A 23,515-nucleotide genomic window follows, 5' to 3' on the forward strand; every position below is an offset into this window, starting at 1 on the left:
TTCGAGGCCCCGGATCAAGTCCGGGGCTTTCAGCTTCCCCGGCGTTGCCTGAGAGCGCGGCGGGCGTCGGCCATGCTGGCGCTCGCGGCTTCGGACAGGGGGGAGGGCTGGTCGGGCTTCGGGCCGTCGCCGCCGCCCGAGAGCGTCTCGATCCGCTGGACGAGACCCGAGAGCGTGGGCGCGCGGAAGATGTCGGCGATGGACAGGGCCTTCAGCCCGAGTTTCGCGCGGAGCGCGCGGTGCGCCTCGACCGCCAAAAGGGAGTGGCCCCCGAGGTCGAAGAAGTTGTCGCTGGGCTGGATGGGGCCGACGCCCAGGATCTCCGACCAGACGCCGCCCACGGTTTCCAGCAAGGCGCGACGGTCGAAGGGGATGGCTTCGACGGGTGCTGTCGGTGCATTCGCGGCGGCGGGCTGCACCACTTTCGGTGCGGGCTTCGCCTCGGCCCTGGCTTTCACGGCGGCAGGCAGGGCCTTGCGGTCGACCTTGCGGTTCGGCGTCAGCGGGAAGGCGTCGAGCGTGAACATCCGCGCGGGCACCATGTGGGCCGGAAGCTCGGCGGTGAGGCGGCTGCGAAGGGCAGCAGTGTCGGCCTCGCCCATGATGTAGGCGGTGAGTTGCGGCACGCCGCTGGCGTCCGGCTCGGCGGTGACGACGGCCTGCCGGACCGAGGCGTCGGCCTCGAGCGCGGCCTCGATCTCGCCCAGTTCGATGCGGAAGCCGCGCACCTTCACCTGCGCGTCGTTGCGGCCGAGGAAGTCGAGCTTGCCCTGAGCTGTCCATCGCGCGAGGTCGCCGGTGCCGAACATGCGCTCGCCCGCTACGAAGGGATCGGCGCGGAATTTCTCGGCGGTCAGGGCGTCGCGCTTCCAGTAGCCGCGCGTGACGCCCGCGCCCGCGATCCAGAGCTGGCCTGTGACGCCGACGGGGCAGGGCCGCATGGCGTCGTCGAGGACGTAGCAGCGGGTGTTGGCAATGGGCGTGCCGATGCCGACGGTGGTTTCCTCCGCCGTGGCGGGCGCGGTCGTGGACCAGATCGTGGTTTCGGTCGGGCCGTACATGTTGGTGATCGTCGCGCCCGTGACCCGGTTCAGCTCGGCCACCAGCGTCCCTGCCAGCGCCTCGCCCCCGATCATCAGGTGCTTGACGCGCGAGAGCGCCGCGCGGGCATCGTCGTTCGAGACCAGCATCCGCGCCATGTAGGGCGTGCACTGGAAGTGGGTGACGCCGTGCCGTTCGATCTGCGCGGCGATGGACCAGTCCTGCGCATGACCTTCATTTGCGCGGCGCACGACCTCGGCCAGGGTGCGCAGGCCGTCGAGGACGGTCTGGCGCTCGATGCCGTAGTCGATGAGGCAGGCGACCTCGGTTACGCCGAGCGCCTTGACCTCGGCCACGCGGGCCATGGCGTCGTCGATGGTGCCGAAGAGGCCCGACCGCTCGAAATAGCGCTCGAAGGCGAAGTCGAGGATCGCGTCCATCTCCTCGGCGTCGAGACCGGACAGGTCGATCTGGTGCGCGCTTTCGGTGCCGGCGGGACGCTTGAAGGCGGGGAAGGCCCAGGCGTACTGCTTGATGAGGTCGGCGGCCGACCGGAGGTAGTTCTTCATCGGCTCGCGCGCGATCTCGCGCGCCGTCTCGCGGTCGGCGGCAAGGTAGGTGTGCAGCATCAGCGTGACTGCGAAGTCCTTCGGGTCATGCCCGGCCTCGCGGAGTGCTTCATGGTAGATGGCGATCTTCTGGCCGACCTCGTCGACCGTCTGGCCGAGGAGGTGGGTCAGGACGTTGGCGCCGATCTGGCCGGCCTGCTTCCAGGTCTCGGGGTTGCCGGCGGTGGTAACCCAGACGGGCAATTTCGACGAAACCGGACGGGGCTGCGTCACACGCGACACGGTGGTGCCGTCGGCCTTGGTCATCTCGATGGCTTCGCCCGCCCAGAGCTTCCGAAGGTCCTCGATGGCGCGGAACATGGCGGGCTTGTTTGCGGGCGGCGTGTTGGCGGGGTTGAGGACGAAATCGTCCGGCTGCCAGCCTGAGGCGATGGCGAGGCCGGCGCGGCCTCCGGTCAGGTTGTCTATGACGGCCCATTCCTCGGCGATGCGGGCGACGTGGTGGAGGGGGGCGACGCAGGACCCGGCGCGGACGCCGATGTTCTTCGTGACCGCCGCCACGGCGGCGCCGGTGACCGACGGGTTCGGGTAAAGACCGCCGAAGGCGTGGAAGTGCCGCTCGGGCGTCCAGACGGCGGTGAAGCCGTGGTCGTCGGCGAATTTGGCCCCTTCGAGCAACATGGCGTACTTGTCGCGGCCGACGCCGTCGTCGTTGCCCCAGTAGAACAGGCTGAAGTCCATGCCACCCGCGACGGGTTTCGGGTCCGAAACCGCGCCCGCGACCAGCTTTTCCTCGCCCGAGAGCACGACCTTGAAGCCGCGCGCGAGGGTCCAGAACAGTTCGAGGACCGAGATGTCGAAGGAGAGCGAGGTGACGGCCATCAGGACGCTGCCCGGCTCGTGCGGGAGGCGCGCGTCCATGCCCGTGAAGAAGTTCGAGACGTTCCGATGCTCGACCATGACGCCCTTGGGGCGGCCGGTGGAGCCCGAGGTGTAGATCATGTAGGCGAGGCTATCGGGCGCGACAGTGACGCCGGGATCGGTGTCGGGCGCGGTGGAGAGGCGCGGGTCGGCGTCGATGGTCAGCATCTCGGCCGAGGTTTGGAGCGGCAGGGCGGTCTCGCCCACGATGACGCGGGTCTCGCTGTCCTCGATGTAGAGCGCGATGCGGTCGGCGGGATAGGCCGGGTCGAGCGGCAGGTAGGCGCCGCCCGCCTTGAGGATGCCGAGCGCGCCGACGACGAGGTCGAGCGAGCGCCGGACGTGGAGGCCGACGGGCTGGCCCTCGGTCACGCCTATGCCGCGCAGGGTGTGAGCGACGCGGTTCGCGCGGGCGTTCAGGTCAGCGTAGGTCAGGCTTTCGCCTTCGAAGACCAGCGCGGTGACGTCGGGCCGGGCGCGCACCTGGGCTTCGAAAAAGCCGTGGACGGGCGTCGCGGGGGCATAGTCGGTCGCCGTGACGTTCCAGTCCTCGATGACGAGTTTGCGCTCGACCTCGGGCAGGATCGGCAGGGCGGCAATCGGCGTCGCGTCGTCCGCCGTGGCAAGAGCCTCGGCGAGGTGACGGACGCGCGCGGCGAAGAGCCCGGCCTCGGACTCGGTGATCCGGGCGAGGTCGGCGTGAAGCGTGGGCGTGCCGTCGAGAGTGAGCGTCAGGGCAGGGCCGGGTATCGCTCCGACGTCCGAGATCGCGGCGTCGGGCAGGCGGCGCTCGGACAGATCCGGGCAGCGCGCGGGCAGGTCCGTGGCGAAGCCGGGCGCGGTGCGTGCGGCCTCGAGGGCGGCGCGGAAGGCTGTGGCGGCGGTGCCGAGTTTGCCCGCGGGGTCGGCGCGGAACGGGCGCCAGGGCGACAGGCCGGGTGCTGTTGGGCCGACGTAAGCGAGGTCGACCGCGGTGCCGTCGGCGCGCGCCGCGACGATCAGCGCGAAGGCCAGCGCGGCGCTGTCGGTGTCGAGGCCGTCGAGCGTCTCGGACCACTGACCGGAGGCGCCGGTGTCCGCGCACCAGAGTGCCGGGCGATAGTCGGCGAGGCGGCGCATCCAGCGGCCTTCGGCGCGCACGACCCCGGCGATGGCGGCATCGATGTCGGTGGCCGAGACGGTCGTGCCGGGGGCGACGGGCAGGACGAGGGGAGCGCCGAGCGGATCGGTGAGGCCGGAGAGGCGCAGGCGACCCGCGCCGGTCGCCAGCGTCAGCCAGCCTTCGCCTGAATCGACGACCTGGCCGGGGGTACCGGAGCCCTCGGTCACCTCGGCCTCGCGTACGAGGATCATGCGGCTGCCGATCATCAGCTTCGCCGTGGCGACGGGGTTGCGATAGTCACCGTGGTTCAGCGCGCGGACGATGCGGGCGAGATCGACGGCCGGTTGCGACGGATCGAGGACGCCGCTGCCTGCCGGGCGGTCATGGCGGCCGAAGTAGGTGCGTTGTGACAGGTCCTGTGCACGGGCCTGCGGCGCGCCAGAGGACAGCGCGTCCAGCACCTCGTCGAAACTTTCGATGGCGGCGGCGAAGCAGCGGGCGTTCAGCGTGAGCGCCGTGTCGCTGTCGGTGACGTTGACCTGCCGCTGAACGAGGATGCGGCCCTCGTCGACGGCGCCCTCGATCAGGTGCCAGGTGATCCCGTGGGACGTCTCGCCGTTCAGGATCGCCCAGACCGGCGCATTGAGGCCGGCGTAGCGCGGCAGCGGGCCGTCGTGGAAGTTGACCGCGCCCTTCGTGGCGGCGGCCAGGACGGAGTCGGACAACATGTCGGTGTTGGCGACCGAGAGGAACCAGTCGACGCGATCACCGGCCAGGAGTGCCACCATCGCCTCGTCAGTCACGGCGACCGGAAGACCGGCCTTTTCGGCCCAGGCGGAGACGCGGGAATCATGGGTGAGGACGGCGCGGATCCGGTTGCCGGCGTCGAGACACATCGCGCCACACTGAATCGTCAGATTGTCGTTGCCAGCCAGCAGGCAGTCGAACGCCATCACCTTTTACCCCCTCCGGTCAAAAAAACCCCACCCGGAACGGCGCGACCCTATGGTCCGCGCCCGATCCGGGAAAGCCCCTGCAGGTCAGAAATCCGCGACGTTGCCGAATCGTCGCGTCGCGTCGCGAAGCAAGGATCACTCCGCGGCGCGCAGATGCCGTCCGACGAAGGTACGCTTCTTCGGTTCGGACGCTTCGAGCACGGCGCGCATCCGTGCGGCCAGAACCCGAACGTTCGGCTCGAGCACCATCGAATCGTGGTCGCCCGGCACCTCGAAGACCTCGATCTTCGGCGCGTGCGGCCGCCAGTCATTGGCCTCGTCGATCAGGGTGCGGTCGGACTTGACCCAGCGGCCCGGTGCAACCTCCCACCGCTTGTCGAGCGGCGGGCGGAAGAGCGTCATCGCCCCGGCCCAGTCGCTGACCTGGTAGGTCGAGATCGCCTTGCGGAAGGCGGCTTCGATCTCGGCGTTGTGGAATTCGGTCGACGAGGTCTCGAAGTCCTTTGCCCGGCGCTTCTCGATTTCCCAGGCGACGCGGCGCGCGGCCCAGTTCCAGAGATACCGCGGACCTTCCTCGCGCAGCCTGATGCGCTGAAGTGCCATCCGGTCGCGCCGCGTCATCTGCCGCTCCTGCGGCAAGGGCGTGTCGAGCAGGATCAGCGAGGCGATCTCTTCGCCGTCGCGGGTCAGTTGCTGAGCCATCTCGAAGGCCGTCAGACCACCGCCCGAGAACCCGCTCAGCATGTAGGGGCCCGAGGGCTGGATCTGGCGGATCTCGGCGATGCAGTCGGTCGCCGCCTCGACAAGGTTGTCATGGGGCGCGTCGCCGCCCAGGAGGCCACGGGCCTGGAGGCCGTAGACCGGGCGGTCGGGCGACACGAGGTGCGCGAGGTGCCGCAGGTTCAGGACGTTGCCGAACATGCCCGCCACGATGAAGAGCGGGGTCTTCTCGCCGCCCTGACCGTGGTGCATCGGCACGAGGTGGGTGAACCGGCGCGCGGGGGTTGCCGTCGAGCCCGGGGGCGCTTCCGCCCCGTCCTCGCCTTCGGCGCCGCCGCCGTGCTGAACGATCAGGACCGCGCATTTGCGGATCGTCGGCGCCTCGAAGAGGACCGAAATCGGGAAGTCGACGTGGAAGGCCGACTTGACCATCGCGAAGAGACGCACCGCGATCAGGCTGTGGCCGCCGAGGTCGAAGAAATTGTCCTCGGCGCCGACGCGGTCGATGCCCAGAAGGTCGGTCCAGAACTTCGCCAGCCGCCGTTCGATGGCGCCTTCCGGCTCGACGTAGTCGCTGTCGAGGTCGGGCCTCTCGAAGGTCTGGCCTTCGGCCTGGCGTGGGCGGGCGTCATGCTCGACCTGGGCGATGAGACCCTTGAGGTCGAGCGAGGAGACCAGAACCTGGGCCTGGGGCGAGGCGAGGGCGCGGAGAAAGAACTGAGCGCCGTCAGCGGGTTGGATGCCCTGGCTCACGTTGTGGCGCAGCCGCTCCTCGGCAGGCGACAGGGTGCGGGCCGCGGCGCGGGCCGGTTGCGCCTTGCGCGCGGCGGCGAACTTGATGCCGCCGGCAAGACGGCGGATCGTGAAGCCGCGGATCTCGGCGCAGACGACACCGTCCGGGGCGCAGAGGGTGATGTCGAAGGTCGCGGTGCCGGAGCCGGCGTGATCCTCGGGCAGGCGTGCCCAGCTTACCACCTGCGAGGGCAGCGCGCCGAAGACGCGGACCGAGCCATAGGAGACGGGCACCCAGAACTGGTCGGGGGCATAGCCTTCGATCAGTTCGACGGCCCAGCCGGTGGCGATGTCCATGAGACCGGGGTGCAGGTGATAGGCGGTGTCGCCCTGGGGCAGGACGAGATGTGCGACACCCTCATGCTCGCCAAAGTGCATCGAGCGCAGGACCTGCCAGCGCGGTCCGAACCTGAGGTGATGTGCCTGCGGCGCGTCCAGAGTGCCGGCGCCGTCCGGGAAGACGCTGCGCGGGCAGCGCGCGCCGATCTCGTCGAGATCGAGTGAGGCGGGCGGGATCATCGGCAGGAGACGAAGCTGCGCCTCGGCGTTCAGCTCGAAGGTCTTGCCGTCGAGTGCCGAGCGGATCTGCATCCCGTACCCGCCGTCCTGCCGGGGCAGGGTGACGCGGACCGAAGTCTCGCCCTCGTCCTCGACGCGAAGCGGCGTCAGGAAGGTCAGGTCGCGGATTTCGAAGGCCGCGTCGCGTCCGTCGGCGGCCAGCGCCTGCGCTGCGAGTTCGAGGTAGCCCGTGCCCGGCAGGAGGGAATCGCCCGCCTTGGTGCGGTGCTCGTCCAGCACCCACTGGTCGCGGGTGCGCCAGCGCGAGACGAAGGTGCGGTCGCCGTTTTCGTCGCGGGTCGCGCCGTCGAGGAGCGGCTGCCGGACGGGTTCGGGCGTCTTCTCGACATGGGTGTCGCGCGCCTCGATGGCTTCTGCCGCCATGCCGACCTCGGCCCAGACGCCCCAGTCGATGGCGAGCACGCGTGTGCTTCCGCCCTGGCGAGCGTTGGCGAGGGTGTTGAGGTACTCGTTCGCGGCGACGTAGTCGACCTGACCCGCCGGCGCGGTGGCGGTCGAGGACGACGAGAACAGCACCATCCAGTCGAGCGAGCCGTCGGGGAACAGATCCTCGAGGACCTGGGTGCCATAGACCTTGGGCGTGAAGACCTCGGAGATGCTCGCGGTCGTCTTCGACAGGATCGGCGCGTCGGCGATGGCGCCGGCGGCGTGGATCAGGCCCGATGGCTTGCCCCAGGTCTCGGTCACCGTGGCGACGGCGCGGGCCATCTCCTCGGGGTTCGAGACGTCGGCGGCTAGGCCGAGGAACTGGCCGCCTTCCTTCTCGAGCCGGATCAGGGTCGACAGGCGGCGGGCAAGGGTGTTGCCCTCGGGCGAGCGGCGGATGATGCCCTCCCAGTCCGCGCGCGGCGGCAGGGCGGTGCGGGCCACGTAGGCGATGCGGGCACGGGAGCGGCGCACCAGCGCTTCGGCCAGGGTCAGGCCAATGCCGCCCAGGCCGCCGGTGATCATCACGACCGACCCTTCGGCGATGCTCATCTCCTCGGTGGCGGGCAGGGCGGTATGCGCCCAGTCCTGCACGAAGCGCTTCGAACCCCGGACGGCGGCGACGGTGTTGGCGGGCGTCGAGAGAAGCTCTTCCAGGACCGGCACGATCAGCGCGCGGGCGCGGTCGCGACCCGAGTTGCGCAGGTCGAGAAGGCTGCACGTCAGACCCGGAAACTCGCGCGGGATGACGCGGAGGGGGCCGAGCACAGTAGCTTTCGCGGGATAGCGGATATCCTCGTCGCGGGTGCGGAAGGTGTCGGATGTGAAGACCGAGAGGTGCAGCTTGCCGCCGTCGACCGAGGCCCAGGCGCGGGAGAAGTGGAAAAGCGACCAGAAACCCTCTTCCTGGAGCCGGTGGAAGAACGACGAGCCGGGGCGGTACTTCTCTTTCCCCGTCACCATCCAGAAATGCGCGAGACGGGTCGGCATCCGCTCGCGGGAGGCGAGGTCCCGCACCAGGCTTTCATAGGTCGTTTCGCCCAATTCGGGCGCGACGACATAGGATTCGGGGCCAGTTCGGGCGAAGGTGTCGCCCGAGCGGACGTCGATCACGCGGTGGCCGGCCTGGCGCAGACGCTCGACCACGGTCGAGCCGAGCCCGGTGTCGTCGACGAACACCAGCCAGTCCTCGGCCGGGGCCTCGTCGAGGCCGGTCGAGACGTCGATGGCGCAGTCGGCGTAGGTCGGTTTCCAGACCGGCTTCCATCCCCACTGTTCGCGGTCCTCGATCCGCATCAGCCAGTCGCGCGCGGCCGTGGCCTCGACGCGGTTGCCGGGCTCGATGAAGTAGCGCTTGCGCTGGAACGGGTAGGACGGCAGGCGCACGCGGCGGCGCGCGGCACCGGCCCAGATCTGCGACCAGTCGAAGCGACCGCCGGCGGCCCAGACGCGGCCCAGCATGGTCACGAAGAAGGTGTCGTCGGTGACGGCGTCCTTCGGATCGCGCAGGGTGCCGATGACCTGGTTGCGCGAGACGTCGGGATTCTGGGCGGCGAGCGAGATCATCGCGCGACCAGGTCCGACTTCGAGGTAGAGGCGGTTCTTCTGCTCGGCCAGCGTCGAGATGCCGTCGGCGAAGCGGACGGTTCCCCGAAGGTGTCCGACCCAGTAGTCGGGATCGGTCGCCTCGGCCTCGGTGATCCACGTGCCGCTGCGGTTCGACACGAAGGGGATGGCGGGCGCCTTCAGAGTGATCGAGCGCAGGTAGGCACCAAAGTCGGCCAGGATCGGTTCAAGCATCCGGCTGTGGGCTGCGATGTTGATGGCGATGCGCTGGCAGTCGATGCCGTCGAGCTTCAGCGCCTGCTCCAGCCGGTCGAGCGCGGCCATGGGGCCGGTGGCGACCGTCAGCGAGGGCGCATTGATCGACGCGATGTCGAGGTCGGGCGACAGCCGCTTGCGCAGATCCGCCTCGGGCAGAGCCACCGACAGCATCCCGCCGTCGGGCACGGTGTCGAAGAGGCTTCCACGCAGGTGGACGAGGCCGATGCAGTCCTCGAAGCTCATCACGCCGGCGAGGCAGGCGGCGGTATTCTCGCCCATGCTGTGGCCGATGAGGGCCGAGGGCTTCACGCCCCAGCTCATCCAGAGCTGCGCCAGCGCGTATTCCACGATCATGATGAGTGGGAGCTGGACCGAAGGCGTCTTGAGGCGTTCGTCGGCCGCGCGGAGCGCGTCCGCTTCCGGCAGCCAGAGCGCACGGACGTCGTAGTCGAGCTTCGGCTCGAGGACGGCAAGGCCCTTGTCCATCCATTCACGGAACACGGGTTCGGTGTCGTAAAGGTCGCGGGCCATGCCGGCGTATTGCGCGCCACCGCCGGGGAACATGAAGACCACCTCGGGATCCTCGCCCACGACCGACTGCGTGAAGACGCGGCGGGGATCGTTTTCGCGCAGGAGCGTGGCGGCTTCCTCGGCGCTTTCGGCGACGACGACGCGGCGCTTGTCGAAGGCGTGGCGGCCTTCCTTCAGCGTCCAGGCGATGTCGGCGAGGTCGTCGTCGGTCGCACGCAGGTGGTCCGACAGCCGCCCGGACGCGGCGTCGAGCGCGGTTTCGGAGCGGGCGGACAGGGTCAGAAGTTGGAACGGCCAGGCGCTTTCCTCGGAGGCCGGCGCCTGGGGCGCTTCCTCGATCACGGCGTGGGCGTTGGTGCCGCCGACGCCGAGAGAGTTGACGCCCGCGCGGCGCGGCGTGGCGCCCTTGGGCCAGGGCGTCAGCCTGTCGTTCACGCGGAACGGCGAGGTGTCGAAGTCGATGGCGGGGTTCGGCGCCTCGTACCCGAGCGTGGGCGGCATCGCCTCGTGGTGCAGAGCGAGCGTTGCCTTGATGAGCGAGGCGACGCCCGCCGCCGTGTCGAGGTGTCCGATGTTGGTCTTGACCGAACCGATGCGGCAATAGCCGGTGGCATCGGTCGAGCGGCGGAAGGCCTCGGTCATCGCAGCGACTTCGATCGGGTCGCCGAGGTAGGTGCCGGTGCCGTGGCATTCGACATAGCCGATCTGGTCGGCGGTGACGCCTGCGGCCTCTTGCGCCATCGAGATGGCGTCGGCCTGTCCGGACACGGAGGGCGCAAGATAGCCCGCCTTGTCGGCGCCGTCGTTGTTGATCGCGGTGCCGCGGATCACGGCCCAGATCGGGTCGCCGTCGCGGATCGCGTCCTCGAGCCGGCGGAGCGTCACGACGCCCGCGCCCGATCCGAAGACGGTTCCCTGTGCGCGGTGATCGAAGGCGCGGCAGTGCCCGTCGGGCGAAAGGACCTCGTTTTCCTTGTAGAGATAGCCCTGGCCCTGGGGCAGCTCGATGGTCACGCCGCCGGCCAGCGCCATGTCGCACTCGCCGTTCAGAAGCGCCTGCGCCGCATAGTGGACCGCGACGAGCGAGGTCGAGCAGGCGGTCTGCAAGTTCACCGACGGACCCTTCAGGTCCATGAAGTGGCTCACGCGTGTCGACAGGAAGTCCTTGTCGTTGCCCGTGTGCCGAAGCAGGAACATGCCCGTGCCGTCGACGAGGTCGGGGTTCGAGCAGACGTTGAAATAGAAGTACGACCCCATCCCGCAGCCGGCGAAGACGCCGATCTTGCCGCCGAAGGTATCGGGGGCGTGGCCCGCGTTCTCGAGCGCCTCCCAGGCGGTCTCGAGGAACTGGCGATGCTGGGGATCCATGATCGCGGCTTCCTTGGGCGAAAGCCCGAAGAAGTCGGCGTCGAAGTGGTCGAACTCGTCCAGCGGCGCGGCGTAGGGGACATAGTCCGGTCGCGCGGCCAAGTGCGCAGGCACGCCGGCCGCCTCGAGATCTTCCCTGTCCAGCTTCCGGATGGCGCAGGTGCCATCCCGAAGGGTTCGCCAATAGCTTTCCGCCCCCACGATTCCTCCCGGAAGCCGCATGGCCATGCCGGTGATCGCGATGCCCGTTCCAATGTACCCGCTCACGCTTTCCACACTCAATAAATCAACCGAGAATCATCCTACCAAACATTGAAACCAAAGTCGGGCGGAAATGGAACAAACACCGTCCACAAAAGGGAAAAGTCGTCGCAGAGACACAGGTCCCTCAAAAGCGGCATCTAATCAGGGGATTAGGAAACCGGGCGCCGGTCCACCTCGTGAAAAGGCCGTGATCCGGGCGGCCTTGCAGTTCCCGGCGGCGGGGACCATGCATGGCGCCACGACCGCAGAGGACGACGCGCCCGCATGATCGAAATGCTTCTGGACTCTGGGAAGATCGTCGTCGCCGACCTGATCCTGTCGGGAGACAACGCGCTCATCATCGGCATGGCAGCGGCAAGCCTGAGTCCGGACCTGAGGAAGAAAGCCATCCTCTATGGCATGGTCATGGCGGCGGGGCTGAGGATCCTCTTTGCGGTGGTGGCGACCAGCCTTCTGGACGTGAAGGGTCTGCTGTTCATCGGGTCGCTTCTGCTTCTCTGGGTGTGCTGGCGGCTTTTTGTCGAGATCCGCGCAGGTACGGAAGACGCGGCGGCCGACAGCATGGGCGCGGCGGACGATCCGCAGTCAGGCTATACCGGCGCGCCGCGCCGCAGTCTGCGCCAGGCGCTCTTGTCGATCGCGGTGGCCGACGTGTCGATGTCGCTCGACAACGTGCTGGCGGTCGCGGCGATCGCGGACGGCGACGAGATCATGCTGATCCTGGGTCTTGGCCTCGCCATCCTTTTGATGGCCTTCGCGGCGACGCTGATCATGAAGCTTCTCACGCGGTTTCCCTGGATCTCGTGGCTGGGACTCGCCGTGCTGCTCTACGTCGCCTTCGAGATGCTCTATCGCGGTACGGTCGACCAGACGCTTGGCGTCGGGCCGATGCTGGGTCTGATGGAGGGCTGGCCCACGGGCAAGCACTGAGGCCCGAAGCCGCCCCGGTCACACGCTGTCGAGATAGAGATCCGTCTGTTCGGCCTCTGTCATCCCGTCGAGTTCGGCCACCTCCTGCCGCTTGGTCATCACATAGTTCCGGATCAACTCGGGCGGCAGGATGCGCTTCATCATCGGGCTTTCCTCGAACTGCTTGATCGCGTCTTCCCATGTCGTGGGGATTTGCTCGAGGTCGCGTTCGTAGGCGTTGCCGGTGATCGGCTCGGGCGGCTCCATCTCGTCTTCGATGCCGATGAGGGCCGCGCCGAGGATGGCGGCGAGGATCAGGTAGGGGTTGGTGTCGCCGCCCGCGACGCGGTGCTCGATCCGCCGGGCCGAGTGAGGGCCGGAGGGAATGCGGATCGCGGCGGTCCGGTTTTCGTAGGCCCAGGCGACGCCCGTGGGGGCGTGGGCCTCGGGGACGAGGCGCTCGTAGCTGTTGGCGTGGGGCGCGAAGACCAGCGTCGAGGGCGGCATCGCCGCAAGGCATCCCGCGACGGCGTGGCGCAGCATGTCGGTCCCGCGCTTGGTGCCGTCGTCGAAGACGTTCCGGCCATCCTCGAGAAGCGAGAAATGGACGTGCATCCCGTTGCCCGAGGTGTCGCGATAGGGCTTGGCCATGAAGCTGGCCGCGAAGTCGTGCTTGCGCGCCAGACCCTTGATGAGAAGCTTGAACAGCCAGGCGTCGTCGGCGGCGCGAAGAGCGGGGCCGTGGATCAGGTTGATCTCGTATTGTCCGAGCCCGGCCTCGGAGATGGCCGTCTCGGCGGGAATGTCCATCTCCTCGCAGGCGTCGTAGAGCTCGGAGAAGAAGGTGTCGAAGCTGTCGAGGGCGCGCAGCGACAGGATCTCGCCGCCAAGCCGGCGCTTTCCCGATCGCGGCGACCGGGGCGGGCGCAGGACCTCTTCGCTGTCGTCGATCAGGAAGAACTCGAGTTCGGTCGCGCAGACGACCTCGAGGCCGCGCTCGCGGTAGCGGGAGAGAACCGCGTCGAGCGCGTGGCGCGGGTCGCCCCGGAAGGGTCCGCCCTCGTCGGTGAACATCCACATCGGAAGCATGGCCGAGGGCGCATCGAGCCAGGGCGTGGTGACGAACCCCCGGTCGGTCGGACGCAGCACGCCGTCGCGGTCGCCGGATTCGAACACCAGCGGGCTGTTCTCGATGTCGTCGCCCCAGATGTCGACGTTGAGCGCGGACAAGGGCATCCGCACCCCGTCATCCAGCGCTTTCGCGCCAAAGCCCGAGGGCATCCGCTTGCCGCGCGCCTGCCCGTTCAGGTCGGCCACGGCGGTCGAGATCATGCGGATGTCGGGTCGGGATCTAAGCCAGTCCTTCATAAGTCACCGGATCACTTTCGGTCTGTAGCGGATGCGTCCCGCCCGGTCCGGCATGTGCCGGTTCAGCCGCGCGTTGGCCATCGAGAAGACCTGGATCACGCAGAGCGTCAGCAGGATGAAGAATGCCGCCACGATCGGGTAGGGGACGAAGGGGTTGAACGTCTTGTCTGCGAAATACTTCGCATAGTAAAGCGCGTCGCCTTGCTGCTGCCACGCCGGAAAGCCCGAGAAGAAGACGAGCGTGGTCGCGTGGAAGAGAAAGATCGCCTCGTTGGTGTAGGCGGGCCAGGCAAGCCGCAGCATGGTGGGGAAGGTGATGCGGCGGAAGCGCGCGAAGCCCGAGAGGCCATAGGCGTCGGCCGCCTCGACATCGCCTTTCGGGACGGCGCGCAGTGCGCCGTAGAAGATCTCGGCCGAATAGGCCGAGGTGTTGAGGAACAGAACCACCAGCGCGCCCGCCCAGGCCCGCGTCAGCCATCGCGTCTCGGCGGTGATGCCGAAGATCTCGATGCCCTCCTTGGGCAGAAGGACGAAGGCCTCGTAGGCGAGGAAGAACTGGATGAAAAGCGGCGAGCCCCGGAAGACGAACACGAACCACTCGCAGGGCTTTCGGATGAAGGCGTTGCGCGAGAGCTTTCCCACGGCGATGGCGGTGGCGAGGAAGAAGCCGAGCATCAGCGCCAGCACACCGAAGTAGATGTTCCACAGCATCCCCGAGCCGATGAGCACGACCTGGTCGCAGAGGGTGAAGTCTGACCTGGGCAGCAGCCTCTCGCCGAAGCCCAGCGAGCGAAGCCCGTAGCTTCCGAGGGTGTCGAGGCAGCTCATGCGCCGCGCCTTCTCGCGGCGCTTGCGTCCTGGCGCGGCGCGGCTAATCTCGCGCCGACGGGGAGATTCCGCCGATGCTTGTCGTTCTGAAGGTCGTCCACCTTTACGCGCTGATCCTTGGGTCGCTTGGCGGCATGGGGACGGGCATCCTGATGTCGCGCGCCGAGGGACCGCCGACGGTGCAGATCACATCCGTCCTGAAGCTGTTCAAGACTTTCGGCATGGTGTCCATCGCGCTTCTCTGGCTGACCGGTCTTCTGCTCGTCTGGATCGAATTCGGCACGCTGACGCTCGGGCCGGCGTTCTACGTCAAGCTCGTCGCGGCGACGGTGCTGACGGCGCTGATCTTCGGCTCTGCGTCCATTGCCGCCAGGGCGCGGGGTGCCGGTACGCCGCCGGACCGCGCACTCATGGAGAAGCTCGGCAAGGCCTCGGCGCTGATGTCCCTCGTCGCCATCGTCTGTGCGGTGATCGTCTTCAACTGACGTCATGCCGCGTGTCCCAGGGACTGGCCGTGCGACAAGCGGCGGTTCAGGCGGCGGAAGGCGATCTCGGAGATCTGGGTCAGCCCGAGGTAGAACACCAGGAGCGCCAGGAAGTACCAGAGGCGCCAGTCGGGGTGCGGATACTCGAACATCCCGCCCTTGGTGCCGCCAAGTTCGCGCGCCCAGTAGACGATGTCCTCGACGCCCAGCAGGAACAGAAGCGGCGTCGCCTTGACGAGGATCTGCCAGAGGTTCGACAGGCCCGGCAGGGCATAGACCCACATCTGCGGCACGAGGATGCGCCAGAAGGTCTGCCGCTCGGACAGGCCATAGGCCTCCGCGGTCTCGAGCTGCGTACGGGGAACGGCGCGCATCGCGCCATAGAGGACGTTGGCCGCGAAGGCGCCGAAGACGATGGCGAAGGTCAGGACGGCGATGAAGAAGTTGTAGGTCTCGTGGACCCACTGCGGCGAGGTCGAGAGCGGCAGCTTCGCCGCCGGGCAGACGATGAAATCGCTGCCGCGCCGGATCGGCTCGGTCCAGTCGGGACAGAAGGCCTGGTGGCGCAACCATTCCAGCCCTTGGTCGAGGGCGAAGACGAAGAACAGGAAGAAGACGATGTCGGGCACGCCCCGCACGATGGCGGTGTAGCCCTGACCGAGCCAGCGCAGGGGCGCGATCCGGCTGCGGGCCGCGACCGCGCCCGCAAAGCCGAAGGCCAGCGAGGCGGGGGCCGTGATGGCCAGAAGGACAAGCACCGTCAGGATCGACAGATAGGCGGCCAGGTGCTTTCCGGTCGTCAGATAGCAGGCCAGCCAGGCCAGGCCGTCGATCGCGGAAGGGTCGGTGCAGAAAGAGAAAATTTCGCCTGTCTCCGGGCCGTGACGCTCGTCGGCAGAGTTTAGCCGATCGGGACAAGGATACTAGGGCCGAGATGCCGGGTGCCCGAGGCAGGTCGTCCGGGGCGGCGCCGGAAGGGCCGCCCCAAGCGTTCCGCCTACCAGGCGGAGCTGACTTCCCATTTGGCGATGAGCTCGTTCAGCGAACCATCGTCCTTCATGGACTGGATCGCGGCGTCGAACTTTTCCTTCAGCTCGGTGTCGGACTCGCGCAGGCCCATGCCGACACCACCGCCGAGAGCCACGGGGTCGCCCACGGCCATCAGGTCGGGGTTCGCCTGGATCGAGGTCTGGATGAAGCTGTCGTCCGCAAGGACCGCATCGGCCTCGCCGTTCATGACGGCCGCGATGGCTTCGTCCGGCGAGGCGAACTCGACCAGGGTAGCTCCGCTTTCGGCGATGTAGCCGGCCTGGATCGTCCCGGTCTGGGCCGCGATGATGCCGCCGGCGAAGTCGATATCCTCGGACAGCGCGGCATAGGTCGACGGGTCAGGCGGCGTGTAGGGCTGGGTGAAATCGATGACCTCGTCCCGTTCCTCGGTGATCGACATGCCGGCGATGATGGCGTCGTAGTTGCCCGAGACGAGGTTCGGGATGATCGAATCCCAATCGTTCGTCACCCATTCGCAGGTCAGCTCGGCGCGCGTGCAAAGCTCGTCCCCGAGCGCGCGCTCGAAGCCGTCGACCTCGCCCGCGTCATTGATGAAGTTCCACGGAGGGTAGGCACCTTCGGTACCCATTCTTATGACGTCCTGCGCCAGCGCGGGTCCGGCCAGCGCAAGAAGCGTGGCCGTCACGATCGCGGTCTTCATTGGTTCTCTCCCATTCGTTCAGCGATACGATAGGGTTAGTCGATCCGCGAAGATTGACAAGACTGCCGCTACGGAAACGCGCTCAGGCCGAGACGTGAGACAGGAACTGCCGAAGCCGTTCGCTTTCCGGCTGGCTGAAGAGGCGATCGGGGGCGCCTTCTTCCTCGACGAGCCCTTGATGGAGGAAGACGACATGGTCCGACGTGTCGCGGGCGAGGCTCATGTCGTGGGTCACGATCACCATGGTCCGGCCTTCCTCGGCCAGCGCCTTGATGACGCGGATCACCTCCTGCTCGAGCTCGGGATCAAGGGCGCTGGTGGGTTCGTCGAAGAGAAGTGCGCGCGGCTCCATGCAGAGTGCGCGGGCGATGGCGGCGCGCTGTTGCTGGCCGCCTGACAGCTGGGCCGGCCAGGCCTCGCACTTGTCGCCGATGCCGACCTTGGCGAGGTAGCCGCGCGCGGCCTCCTCGACCTCGGCCCGGTCGCGTTTCAGCACAGTGACGGGCGCTTCCATCACGTTCTGGAGCACGGTCAGGTGGGACCAGAGGTTGAACTGCTGGAACACCATCGAGAGGTTCGTGCGGATGCGCAGCACCTGGGCGCGGTCGGCCGGATGCCGGGCGGCGCCCCGGCCCTTCCAGCGCACCGCCTCGCCTTCGAAGAGGATGTCGCCCTCCTGGCTGTTCTCGAGGAGGTTGGCGCAACGAAGGAGCGTCGACTTGCCGGACCCTGACGAGCCGATGAGCGAGATCACCTGGCCCCGGTTCGCCCTCAGGTCGACGCCCTTGAGAACCTCGAGCGCGCCGAAGCTCTTGTGGAGGTTCCTGATCTCGATGACGGCATTGGTGTCGGTCAAGGGCGGGCCTTCGGTCCTGTGTCGCCCGCGAGTTAGACGTGATCTGCGGGCAAGCGCAACGGCTTAGGCGGCGGGCACATCCTGCGAGGGCGGGGCCGGGATCGGCACGGCGAGGTAGTCCGCCGCGGGAATGCGGACGAATCCGCGGATGTGAAGCGCGTCGAGCGTCGAGGGTTCCGCGGCCGCGAGGGCGCTTTCGACGGCCTCGGCGAGACGGTCGGGATCGTGGCTGCGGGCCGCGATCAGGGGCAGGCCGGGTGTCGGGCGTGTGGTGCCGATGACGCGGAGGCGTCCCGTGGTGCCGGGCAGCGAGCGGCAGGCGAGGCGCCAGGTCTCGGCGTCGATGGCGGCGATATCGGCGCGGCGCTCGGCCACGGCGCGGAGGCTGGCGCGATGCGCGCCGGTGTGGAGCGAGCGGGTGAAGCGGAAGCCCGCGTCTGCGGCGGCGGCCTGAGGGGCGGCCCAGCCCGACTCGCTGTCCTGCCCGTTGTAGGCCAGCGTGCGGTCCGAGAAGTCGGCGAGGTGTCCTGCGGCGTCGCGGTGGACGACGAGGACGGAGTTGTACCAGCCGGGCGGCGCGTCGGGCAGGCCGTGGTCGAGGGCGCCGACGAGGGCGACCTTGCCGTGAAGCCGGGTGCGGTAGGGCATGCCGCAGCTTTGGCCGAGGACGAGGTCGGAGCTTTGCCAGTGATCCCAGAGACTTCCGTGGCGGGTCAGGGCGTCGGGCGCGTCGATGCCGCGGGCGCGGATGGCGTCGCGGAGGTGATCCCAGAGCCTGTCCCAGTGATGCTGCTGGTGGGGCCAGTCGTACATCGCGAGGGAGGCGATCATCCCCTGTTTTCAACGCGTTGGCGGGCAAGCGCGCTGTCGCGGTCGTTGATCCCCAGCATCGGCGCCACGAGGCGCATCAGGGCGTCCTCCTCGTGGTCTCGTTCGCCGTCGGCCAGGACGATTTCCCACAGCGCCTCGACCACTCCGGCGCGGTCGTCGTGGGGCACGGCCTCCTTGATGGCGCGGGTGAAGCGGACTGTGTCGGGCGCTTCTTCCTCGAGGATTTCCGCGTCTTGTCTGAGGTTTACGACCTCGAACGGCCCGAGCCCGAAGCGGCTGGCGAGGATGCGGTCGATGCGCGAGACCTCGTGGGGCGAATAGGTGCCGTCGGTTCGCGCGATGCGAACGAGGAGCGCCGCGAGGGCGATACGCGCGTCGGGCACGGCGAGTGGGGCGGGGTCTGGCGCCGTCAGGCGGCGGAGGAGGTCACCGAACATGCGGCTCATATAGCGCGGCCCGGCGCGGGTTTCGAGGGCATCGGCATCACGTCGGTATCACGTCGGTATCGCGTCGGTGCGACGCACCCCTGATCGAGGGAACGTCACTGGACCGGCGGACCGCGCCACACCATCTATGAAGCGACAACGCCGGGCGGTCCGGCGGCAAGGGGAGACGGCAGGATGAAGCGGACGATATTCCTGGGCACGGGTGCCCTGGCGGTGGCGGGCGGTCTGGCGATGGCGCAGACCGGGCACGAGGGCCACACGATGGCGGGCGATGAGACGCCGGCGACCATCGCCTACATGGAAGCCAACGCGCGGATGCACGAGGGCATGGCGATCGAGTTTTCGGACAACGCCGACGCGGACTTCGTGCGCGGCATGATCGCGCATCACCAGGGCGCGGTCGACATGGCGCGGATCGTGCTGGAGCACGGGAAGGACGCGGAGGTGCGGACTTTCGCGCAAGGCGTCATCGACGCGCAGGAGGCCGAGATCGTCTGGATGGAGGACTGGCTGGCGCGGAACGGCGGGTAGCGTTGGGGGAGGGGCGCGCAACGGGCGCGCCCCCTTTTGGTTCGGATCAGTCGCGGACGCCGGCGGCTTCGGTGTCGAACGTTTCCGCTCCGGCCGTCGAGGTGCCATCCATGTAGAAGGCTGTCCCGTCGTCGCCGTAGAGGAATCCGTCAATGTCGACTGTATAGGCGGCAGAGGCAGTTCCATTGGTGAGGGTCCCGTCGCCGCTGACAGCGACGCCCGCGCTCGTGAGAACATCGCTGACCTCGCCGTCGAGCCCGATCACGCCATTCCAGCCGCGAGCATCCGTCCAGTAGAAGTTTGCGATCTGACCATCCACGTCACCCGTCTCGAGGTCGGCGCGCATCCCGAGGTCGGCGTAGTAGTCGGCGTCGAGACCGACTCCCTCGATGGTGCCGACGTAGGATACACGGCCGGAGCTCGGCAGCTCTCCGAGGACAGTGGTGCCTTCAACTGCTTCAACGGTCAGAGCATCAGCGACCGCGTCATCATGCGCGATGCCAGCCGCCGTGACGTCCGCGCCGGAGCCGATGTAGAGCGACTCATTGCCGGGCAGGCCGTAGTCGTCGTTGCTGCCGCAGGCCGCGATGAGGGGCAGGATCGCGAGGGGTGCAAGTGCTGTGAGTTTCATGGGTTTCCTCCAGTTGGGTGGGGCCGGGAACGACCCTTAAGAGGGAGGATGTAGGGCGGCCCGGAGGGCGGTCATTCAACTGAGACATAGGAGCGACGAGGTCGGCGGAGGGTTGCCGAGGGGGGGTGGGGCGGGGTTCAGCCCACCGTGGCGTGGAGGGTTGGAGGGAGATTTGGTGGGGTGGAACCCCACCCTACGGGTGCTTGTTACACTGGACGAAATCGCTCGTAGGCTTCAGTTGTAACCCTCAATCCAACAAAATCATGAGGTTCGATGGTATGAGGGAGCGGAAAGTCGCGTGGCGGCATGCCAGAGAAATAATCCGCGAACGAGTCGCTAAGCCTCGGATAATGACGCTTAGATATTCTATTATTGACGAATACTAGTTGCTTGTCATCGGTCGCGAATACATATTTAACGGCGTTTTCCGTCACAAACATATTTACGAACCTCACCAATCCTTCCCCATCAATATGAATATCCTGATTGATCTGTTTTCTCTTACGGTGTGGTGTGAGAAACGCGTGAGGGCTTATGTTGCCTCGATATCCTAGCAGACACGTGCGAGGGCCGAGCGGCAGCAAAAAGGTTGAGAAATGGTGTCGTGTAGAGTAGGTTCTCAACAAGGGTCTGTCTGACGTCAGCAAAGTCAATCGCGTTTCTGGTAAGCTAATCACCCGCCAATTGAATTCCTCGTAGGATTTGGCGTGTGCTTCCATGACCTCTTTCAGGCTGGAGTACATGCTATGTTCAACGCCGGCTTGTGCCACTTTATCTGTGGCGGGGGTGAACGGGAAACTCTTTTCGAGAACGAAGGGTTCCGCGCGATTTGCGACATAGACCGCTTCAGTCCAATCTTTCCGAAGTCTCGCGATATCTTCGGGGCATCTGATTTCTAGAGATATGATAAACCTTGAAAAGTCTTTTATACACTCTCTGCTTAGCACACCCTTGTTATTCTCCAGCTCGAAAAGCGAGGATGCCCCTTTGTCATCAATATCCTTGAAAAATCTCTCCTCGACCGTCTGCTTATTAGGCTCAGAGGAGTACAGAAAGCTATAGAGGCCAAGCTGATAACCGGTAGCATTGGGATGAACTCTTCTGGGCCGAACTTGTGTCTTCCAAGGCCTACTGAACTCGCAAATCCTATCGTCGACCCCTGCCCACCTCTTTAGATAGAAGCTAGGAATGTAGTGATGTTTCTTTGGCTGTGGCACTCAAACCAACCTACTCACCTCAACCGCCGCCCTGACGAAATCCGCGAACAACGGATGCGGCGCAAACGGCTTGCTCTTCAGCTCCGGGTGGAACTGGACGCCGATGAACCAGGGGTGGTCCTTCCACTCCACGATCTCGGGCAGCCGGCCGTCGGGCGACATGCCGGTGAAGCAGAGGCCCGCGGCCTCGAGCTTGTCGCGGTATTTCACGTCGACCTCGTAGCGGTGGCGGTGGCGCTCTTCGATGACCGTCTCGCCATAGACCTGCGCGACCTTCGAGCCGGGCTTGAGGTTGGCGGTATAGGCGCCCAATCGCATCGTCCCGCCCTTGTCGTCGCCGACCTTGCGGCGGGCGACGTGGTTGCCCTGGACCCATTCCTTGAGGTGATAGACGACCGGCTCGAAGCGCTTCTTGCCGGCCTCGTGGTCGAATTCCTCGGACCCCGCAGTCTGGACGCCGGCCACGTTGCGGGCGGCCTCGATGACGGCCATCTGCATCCCGAGACAGATGCCGAGGTAGGGGATCTTCTTCTCGCGCGCGAATTGGGCGGCCTTGATCTTGCCCTCGGTCCCGCGCTCGCCGAAGCCGCCGGGGACGAGGATGGCGTGGAAGTTCTCGAGATAGGGGGCGGGATCCTCGCGCTCGAAGATCTCGGCGTCGATCCACTGCGCCTTGACGCGGGTGCGGTTCGCCATGCCGCCGTGGGTCAGGGCCTCGGCGATGGACTTGTAGGCGTCCTCGAGCTGCGTGTACTTGCCGACGATGGCGACGCGGACCTCGCCCTCGGCGTTGTCGAGCCGGTCCATCACGTCCTCCCACCGCGCGAGGTTGGGCTTCGGCGCGGGCGAGATGGCGAAGGCGTCGAGGACGGCCTGGTCGAGCCCGGCCTTGTGATAGGCCATCGGCGCCTCGTAGATCGACTTGAGGTCGTAGGCGGGGATGACGGCGTCGGGGCGGACGTTGCAGAAGAGCGCGATCTTGGCACGCTCCTTCTCGGGGATCGGCTGTTCGGAGCGGCAGACGAGGACGTCGGGCTGGAGGCCGATCGAGCGGAGCTCCTTGACGCTGTGCTGGGTGGGCTTGGTCTTCAGTTCACCGCTGGCGGCGAGGTAGGGCAGGAGGGTCAGGTGCATGAACACGCACTGGCCGCGCGGCTTGTCCTGGGAGAACTGGCGGATCGCCTCGAAGAAGGGCAGGCCCTCGATGTCGCCGACGGTGCCGCCGATCTCGCAGAGCATGAAATCGACCTCGTCGTCGCCGATGTGGAGGAAGTCCTTGATCTCGTTGGTGACGTGGGGAATGACCTGGATCGTCTTGCCGAGGTAGTCGCCGCGGCGCTCCTTCTCGAGAACGTTCGAATAGATGCGGCCGGACGAGATGCTGTCGGTGGCGCGGGCGTGGACGCCGGTGAAGCGCTCGTAGTGGCCGAGGTCGAGGTCGGTTTCGGCGCCGTCGTCGGTGACGAAGACCTCGCCGTGTTCGAAGGGGCTCATCGTGCCGGGGTCGACGTTCAGGTAGGGATCGAGCTTCCTCAGCCGGACGGAATAGCCGCGCGCCTGGAGCAGCGCTCCGAGCGCCGCCGAGGCCAGGCCCTTGCCGAGCGAGGAGACCACACCGCCGGTGATGAAGACGTACCTTGCCATGTGCGGACTGCTCCCGTGATGTGTGCTCGGTCGTGCCGCGTCCGGGGTCCGGATTTCGCAGCATCACGGGGCTCTACCCGTAGAGGATTCGCCCGGAAGCCGCAAGGGTTCGCCCGCAACATCTTGCGGGCATCCGCGTGGCGTTTCTAGTTCTTGTGGCGTCAGTCGGCCGGCGGCAGGGCCGCGCCGCCCGAGGTGCCGGGAGTGGCGTCGCCCGCGCCGGGGACCGGCGGCAGGAGCGAGCCGCCCGCAGGCAGGTCCGGCGTGCCCGAGGTCGACGGCGTGTCGACGCCGAAGCGATCGAGGACCGATCCCGAGGCGGACTTCTGCGCCGCGACGATGGTGAGCGCGATCGAGGTCGCGATGAAGGCGATGGCGAGGGCCCAGGTGACCTTGCCGAGCGCCGTCGCCGCGCCGCGCGCCGAGACGAGCCCGCCTCCTCCGCCGCCGCCGAGGCCCAGCCCGCCGCCTTCGGAGCGCTGCAGGAGGACGACGCCGATCAGGCCGAGCGCCAGGATCATGTGGACGATGAGGAGGACGTTTTCCATGTCTGGGCCGGGTCTCGTGTCAGGGTCGGGCGGTATCTATGCGAGGGGCCGGGGCATGGCAACCCCGGACGGGGAGGGAAGGGGGACGGGATGTGGGGACACGGCCCCGACGGTCCCGAAGCGCCGGCGAAGGTTCGAGACCATACTTCGTTGACTTTGTCCGTTGAGTGCCGAACGGTCTGACGCGTGAAATTTCCCGATGATGATAAACCGAGACGCCGGCTCGACCTGCGACTGCTCGTGATCGTCTCGATGATCCCGGTCTCGACCGGGGCGTCCGCCGAAACGGTCACACATCGGTACGAAAAGGCGAGCAAAGCCATATGCCTGTCGCATGAGGCCGGCGATGTCGACTTCTACCTCAAAGGTCGAGCGAGCCCATTTGGCAACGCACCCCGTTTTTTGGTTCCGGCGCCT

General features: G+C 67.2%; 17 protein-coding genes. 4 read left to right on the forward strand and 13 right to left on the reverse strand.

Features of this window, described 5'->3' with window-relative positions; translation table 11 throughout:
- Window positions 1–29: 29 nt before the first annotated feature.
- Together C8D95_RS08480 and C8D95_RS08485 are read right to left on the reverse strand one after the other, a co-directional pair.
- The gene (locus tag C8D95_RS08480; RefSeq protein WP_109758739.1) at window positions 30–4,586 is read right to left on the reverse strand and encodes a MupA/Atu3671 family FMN-dependent luciferase-like monooxygenase; all 4,557 of its coding nucleotides are present in this window, start codon (window positions 4,584–4,586) and stop codon (window positions 30–32) included.
- 138 nt (window positions 4,587–4,724) lie between these two features.
- Window positions 4,725–11,096, reverse strand: coding sequence for a type I polyketide synthase (locus C8D95_RS08485; RefSeq protein ID WP_282957628.1), 6,372 nt, complete (start codon window positions 11,094–11,096; stop codon window positions 4,725–4,727).
- Window positions 11,097–11,357: 261 nt separating this feature from the next.
- Between C8D95_RS08485 and C8D95_RS08490 the strand changes: the two genes are divergently transcribed.
- Window positions 11,358–12,023, forward strand: coding sequence for a YjbE family putative metal transport protein (locus C8D95_RS08490; RefSeq protein ID WP_109758740.1), 666 nt, complete (start codon window positions 11,358–11,360; stop codon window positions 12,021–12,023).
- A gap of 18 nt (window positions 12,024–12,041) precedes the next feature.
- Here the strand turns inward: C8D95_RS08490 and C8D95_RS08495 are convergent, their stop codons facing one another.
- On the reverse strand, window positions 12,042–13,370 hold the full coding sequence (locus C8D95_RS08495; protein WP_109758741.1) for a glutamine synthetase family protein: 1,329 nt from the start codon (window positions 13,368–13,370) through the stop codon (window positions 12,042–12,044).
- 3 nt (window positions 13,371–13,373) lie between these two features.
- Window positions 13,374–14,198 carry an ABC transporter permease gene (locus C8D95_RS08500; RefSeq protein ID WP_109758742.1) on the reverse strand — a complete coding sequence of 275 codons (825 nt, stop codon included), beginning with the start codon at window positions 14,196–14,198 and terminating at the stop codon, window positions 13,374–13,376.
- 74 nt (window positions 14,199–14,272) lie between these two features.
- Here C8D95_RS08500 and C8D95_RS08505 point away from each other — a divergent pair, with 74 nt between their 5' ends.
- Entirely contained in the window at window positions 14,273–14,683 is a 411-nt protein-coding gene (locus C8D95_RS08505) for a hypothetical protein (protein WP_109758743.1), read from the forward strand.
- 2 nt (window positions 14,684–14,685) lie between these two features.
- Here C8D95_RS08505 and C8D95_RS08510 read toward each other — a convergent pair whose 3' ends face one another.
- The 5 genes from C8D95_RS08510 to C8D95_RS08530 form a co-directional block, all read right to left on the reverse strand.
- Window positions 14,686–15,546: an ABC transporter permease gene (locus C8D95_RS08510; protein WP_109758744.1), complete on the reverse strand. Its 861-nt coding sequence runs from the start codon at window positions 15,544–15,546 to the stop codon at window positions 14,686–14,688.
- A 134-nt stretch (window positions 15,547–15,680) separates the two neighbouring features.
- On the reverse strand, window positions 15,681–16,394 hold the full coding sequence (locus tag C8D95_RS08515; protein WP_109758745.1) for a transporter substrate-binding domain-containing protein: 714 nt from the start codon (window positions 16,392–16,394) through the stop codon (window positions 15,681–15,683).
- An 82-nt stretch (window positions 16,395–16,476) separates the two neighbouring features.
- Window positions 16,477–17,250, reverse strand: coding sequence for an ABC transporter ATP-binding protein (locus C8D95_RS08520; RefSeq protein ID WP_109758746.1), 774 nt, complete (start codon window positions 17,248–17,250; stop codon window positions 16,477–16,479).
- A gap of 63 nt (window positions 17,251–17,313) precedes the next feature.
- On the reverse strand, window positions 17,314–18,081 hold the full coding sequence (locus C8D95_RS08525) for a phosphate/phosphite/phosphonate ABC transporter substrate-binding protein (RefSeq protein WP_109758747.1): 768 nt from the start codon (window positions 18,079–18,081) through the stop codon (window positions 17,314–17,316).
- Complete coding sequence (locus C8D95_RS08530; RefSeq protein WP_109758748.1) at window positions 18,078–18,518, reverse strand: tellurite resistance TerB family protein; 441 nt, start codon at window positions 18,516–18,518, stop codon at window positions 18,078–18,080. The genes C8D95_RS08525 and C8D95_RS08530 overlap by 4 nt, the downstream gene beginning before the upstream one ends.
- Window positions 18,519–18,701: 183 nt before the next feature.
- Here C8D95_RS08530 and copM point away from each other — a divergent pair, with 183 nt between their 5' ends.
- Window positions 18,702–19,058, forward strand: coding sequence for a CopM family metallochaperone (gene copM, locus C8D95_RS08535; RefSeq protein ID WP_109758749.1), 357 nt, complete (start codon window positions 18,702–18,704; stop codon window positions 19,056–19,058).
- Window positions 19,059–19,104: 46 nt separating this feature from the next.
- Here the strand turns inward: copM and C8D95_RS08540 are convergent, their stop codons facing one another.
- The 4 genes from C8D95_RS08540 to secG all read right to left on the reverse strand — a co-directional run bounded on the left by C8D95_RS08540 (window position 19,105) and on the right by secG (window position 23,098).
- Window positions 19,105–19,689, reverse strand: coding sequence for a hypothetical protein (locus tag C8D95_RS08540; protein ID WP_109758750.1), 585 nt, complete (start codon window positions 19,687–19,689; stop codon window positions 19,105–19,107).
- A gap of 206 nt (window positions 19,690–19,895) precedes the next feature.
- Window positions 19,896–20,906, reverse strand: coding sequence for a DUF4238 domain-containing protein (locus tag C8D95_RS08545; protein WP_109758751.1), 1,011 nt, complete (start codon window positions 20,904–20,906; stop codon window positions 19,896–19,898).
- Window positions 20,907–22,550, reverse strand: a complete 1,644-nt coding sequence (pyrG, locus tag C8D95_RS08550) for a CTP synthase (protein WP_109758752.1) — start codon at window positions 22,548–22,550, stop codon at window positions 20,907–20,909.
- A gap of 161 nt (window positions 22,551–22,711) precedes the next feature.
- On the reverse strand, window positions 22,712–23,098 hold the full coding sequence (secG, locus tag C8D95_RS08555) for a preprotein translocase subunit SecG (RefSeq protein WP_109758753.1): 387 nt from the start codon (window positions 23,096–23,098) through the stop codon (window positions 22,712–22,714).
- A 186-nt stretch (window positions 23,099–23,284) separates the two neighbouring features.
- Here secG and C8D95_RS22260 point away from each other — a divergent pair.
- A partial coding sequence (locus C8D95_RS22260) for a hypothetical protein (protein WP_211312619.1) occupies window positions 23,285–23,515 on the forward strand: 231 nt, incomplete at its 3' end.

The sequence above is a fragment of the Silicimonas algicola genome, from assembly GCF_003148765.1.
Taxonomy (GTDB): Bacteria; Pseudomonadota; Alphaproteobacteria; order Rhodobacterales; family Rhodobacteraceae; genus Silicimonas; species Silicimonas algicola.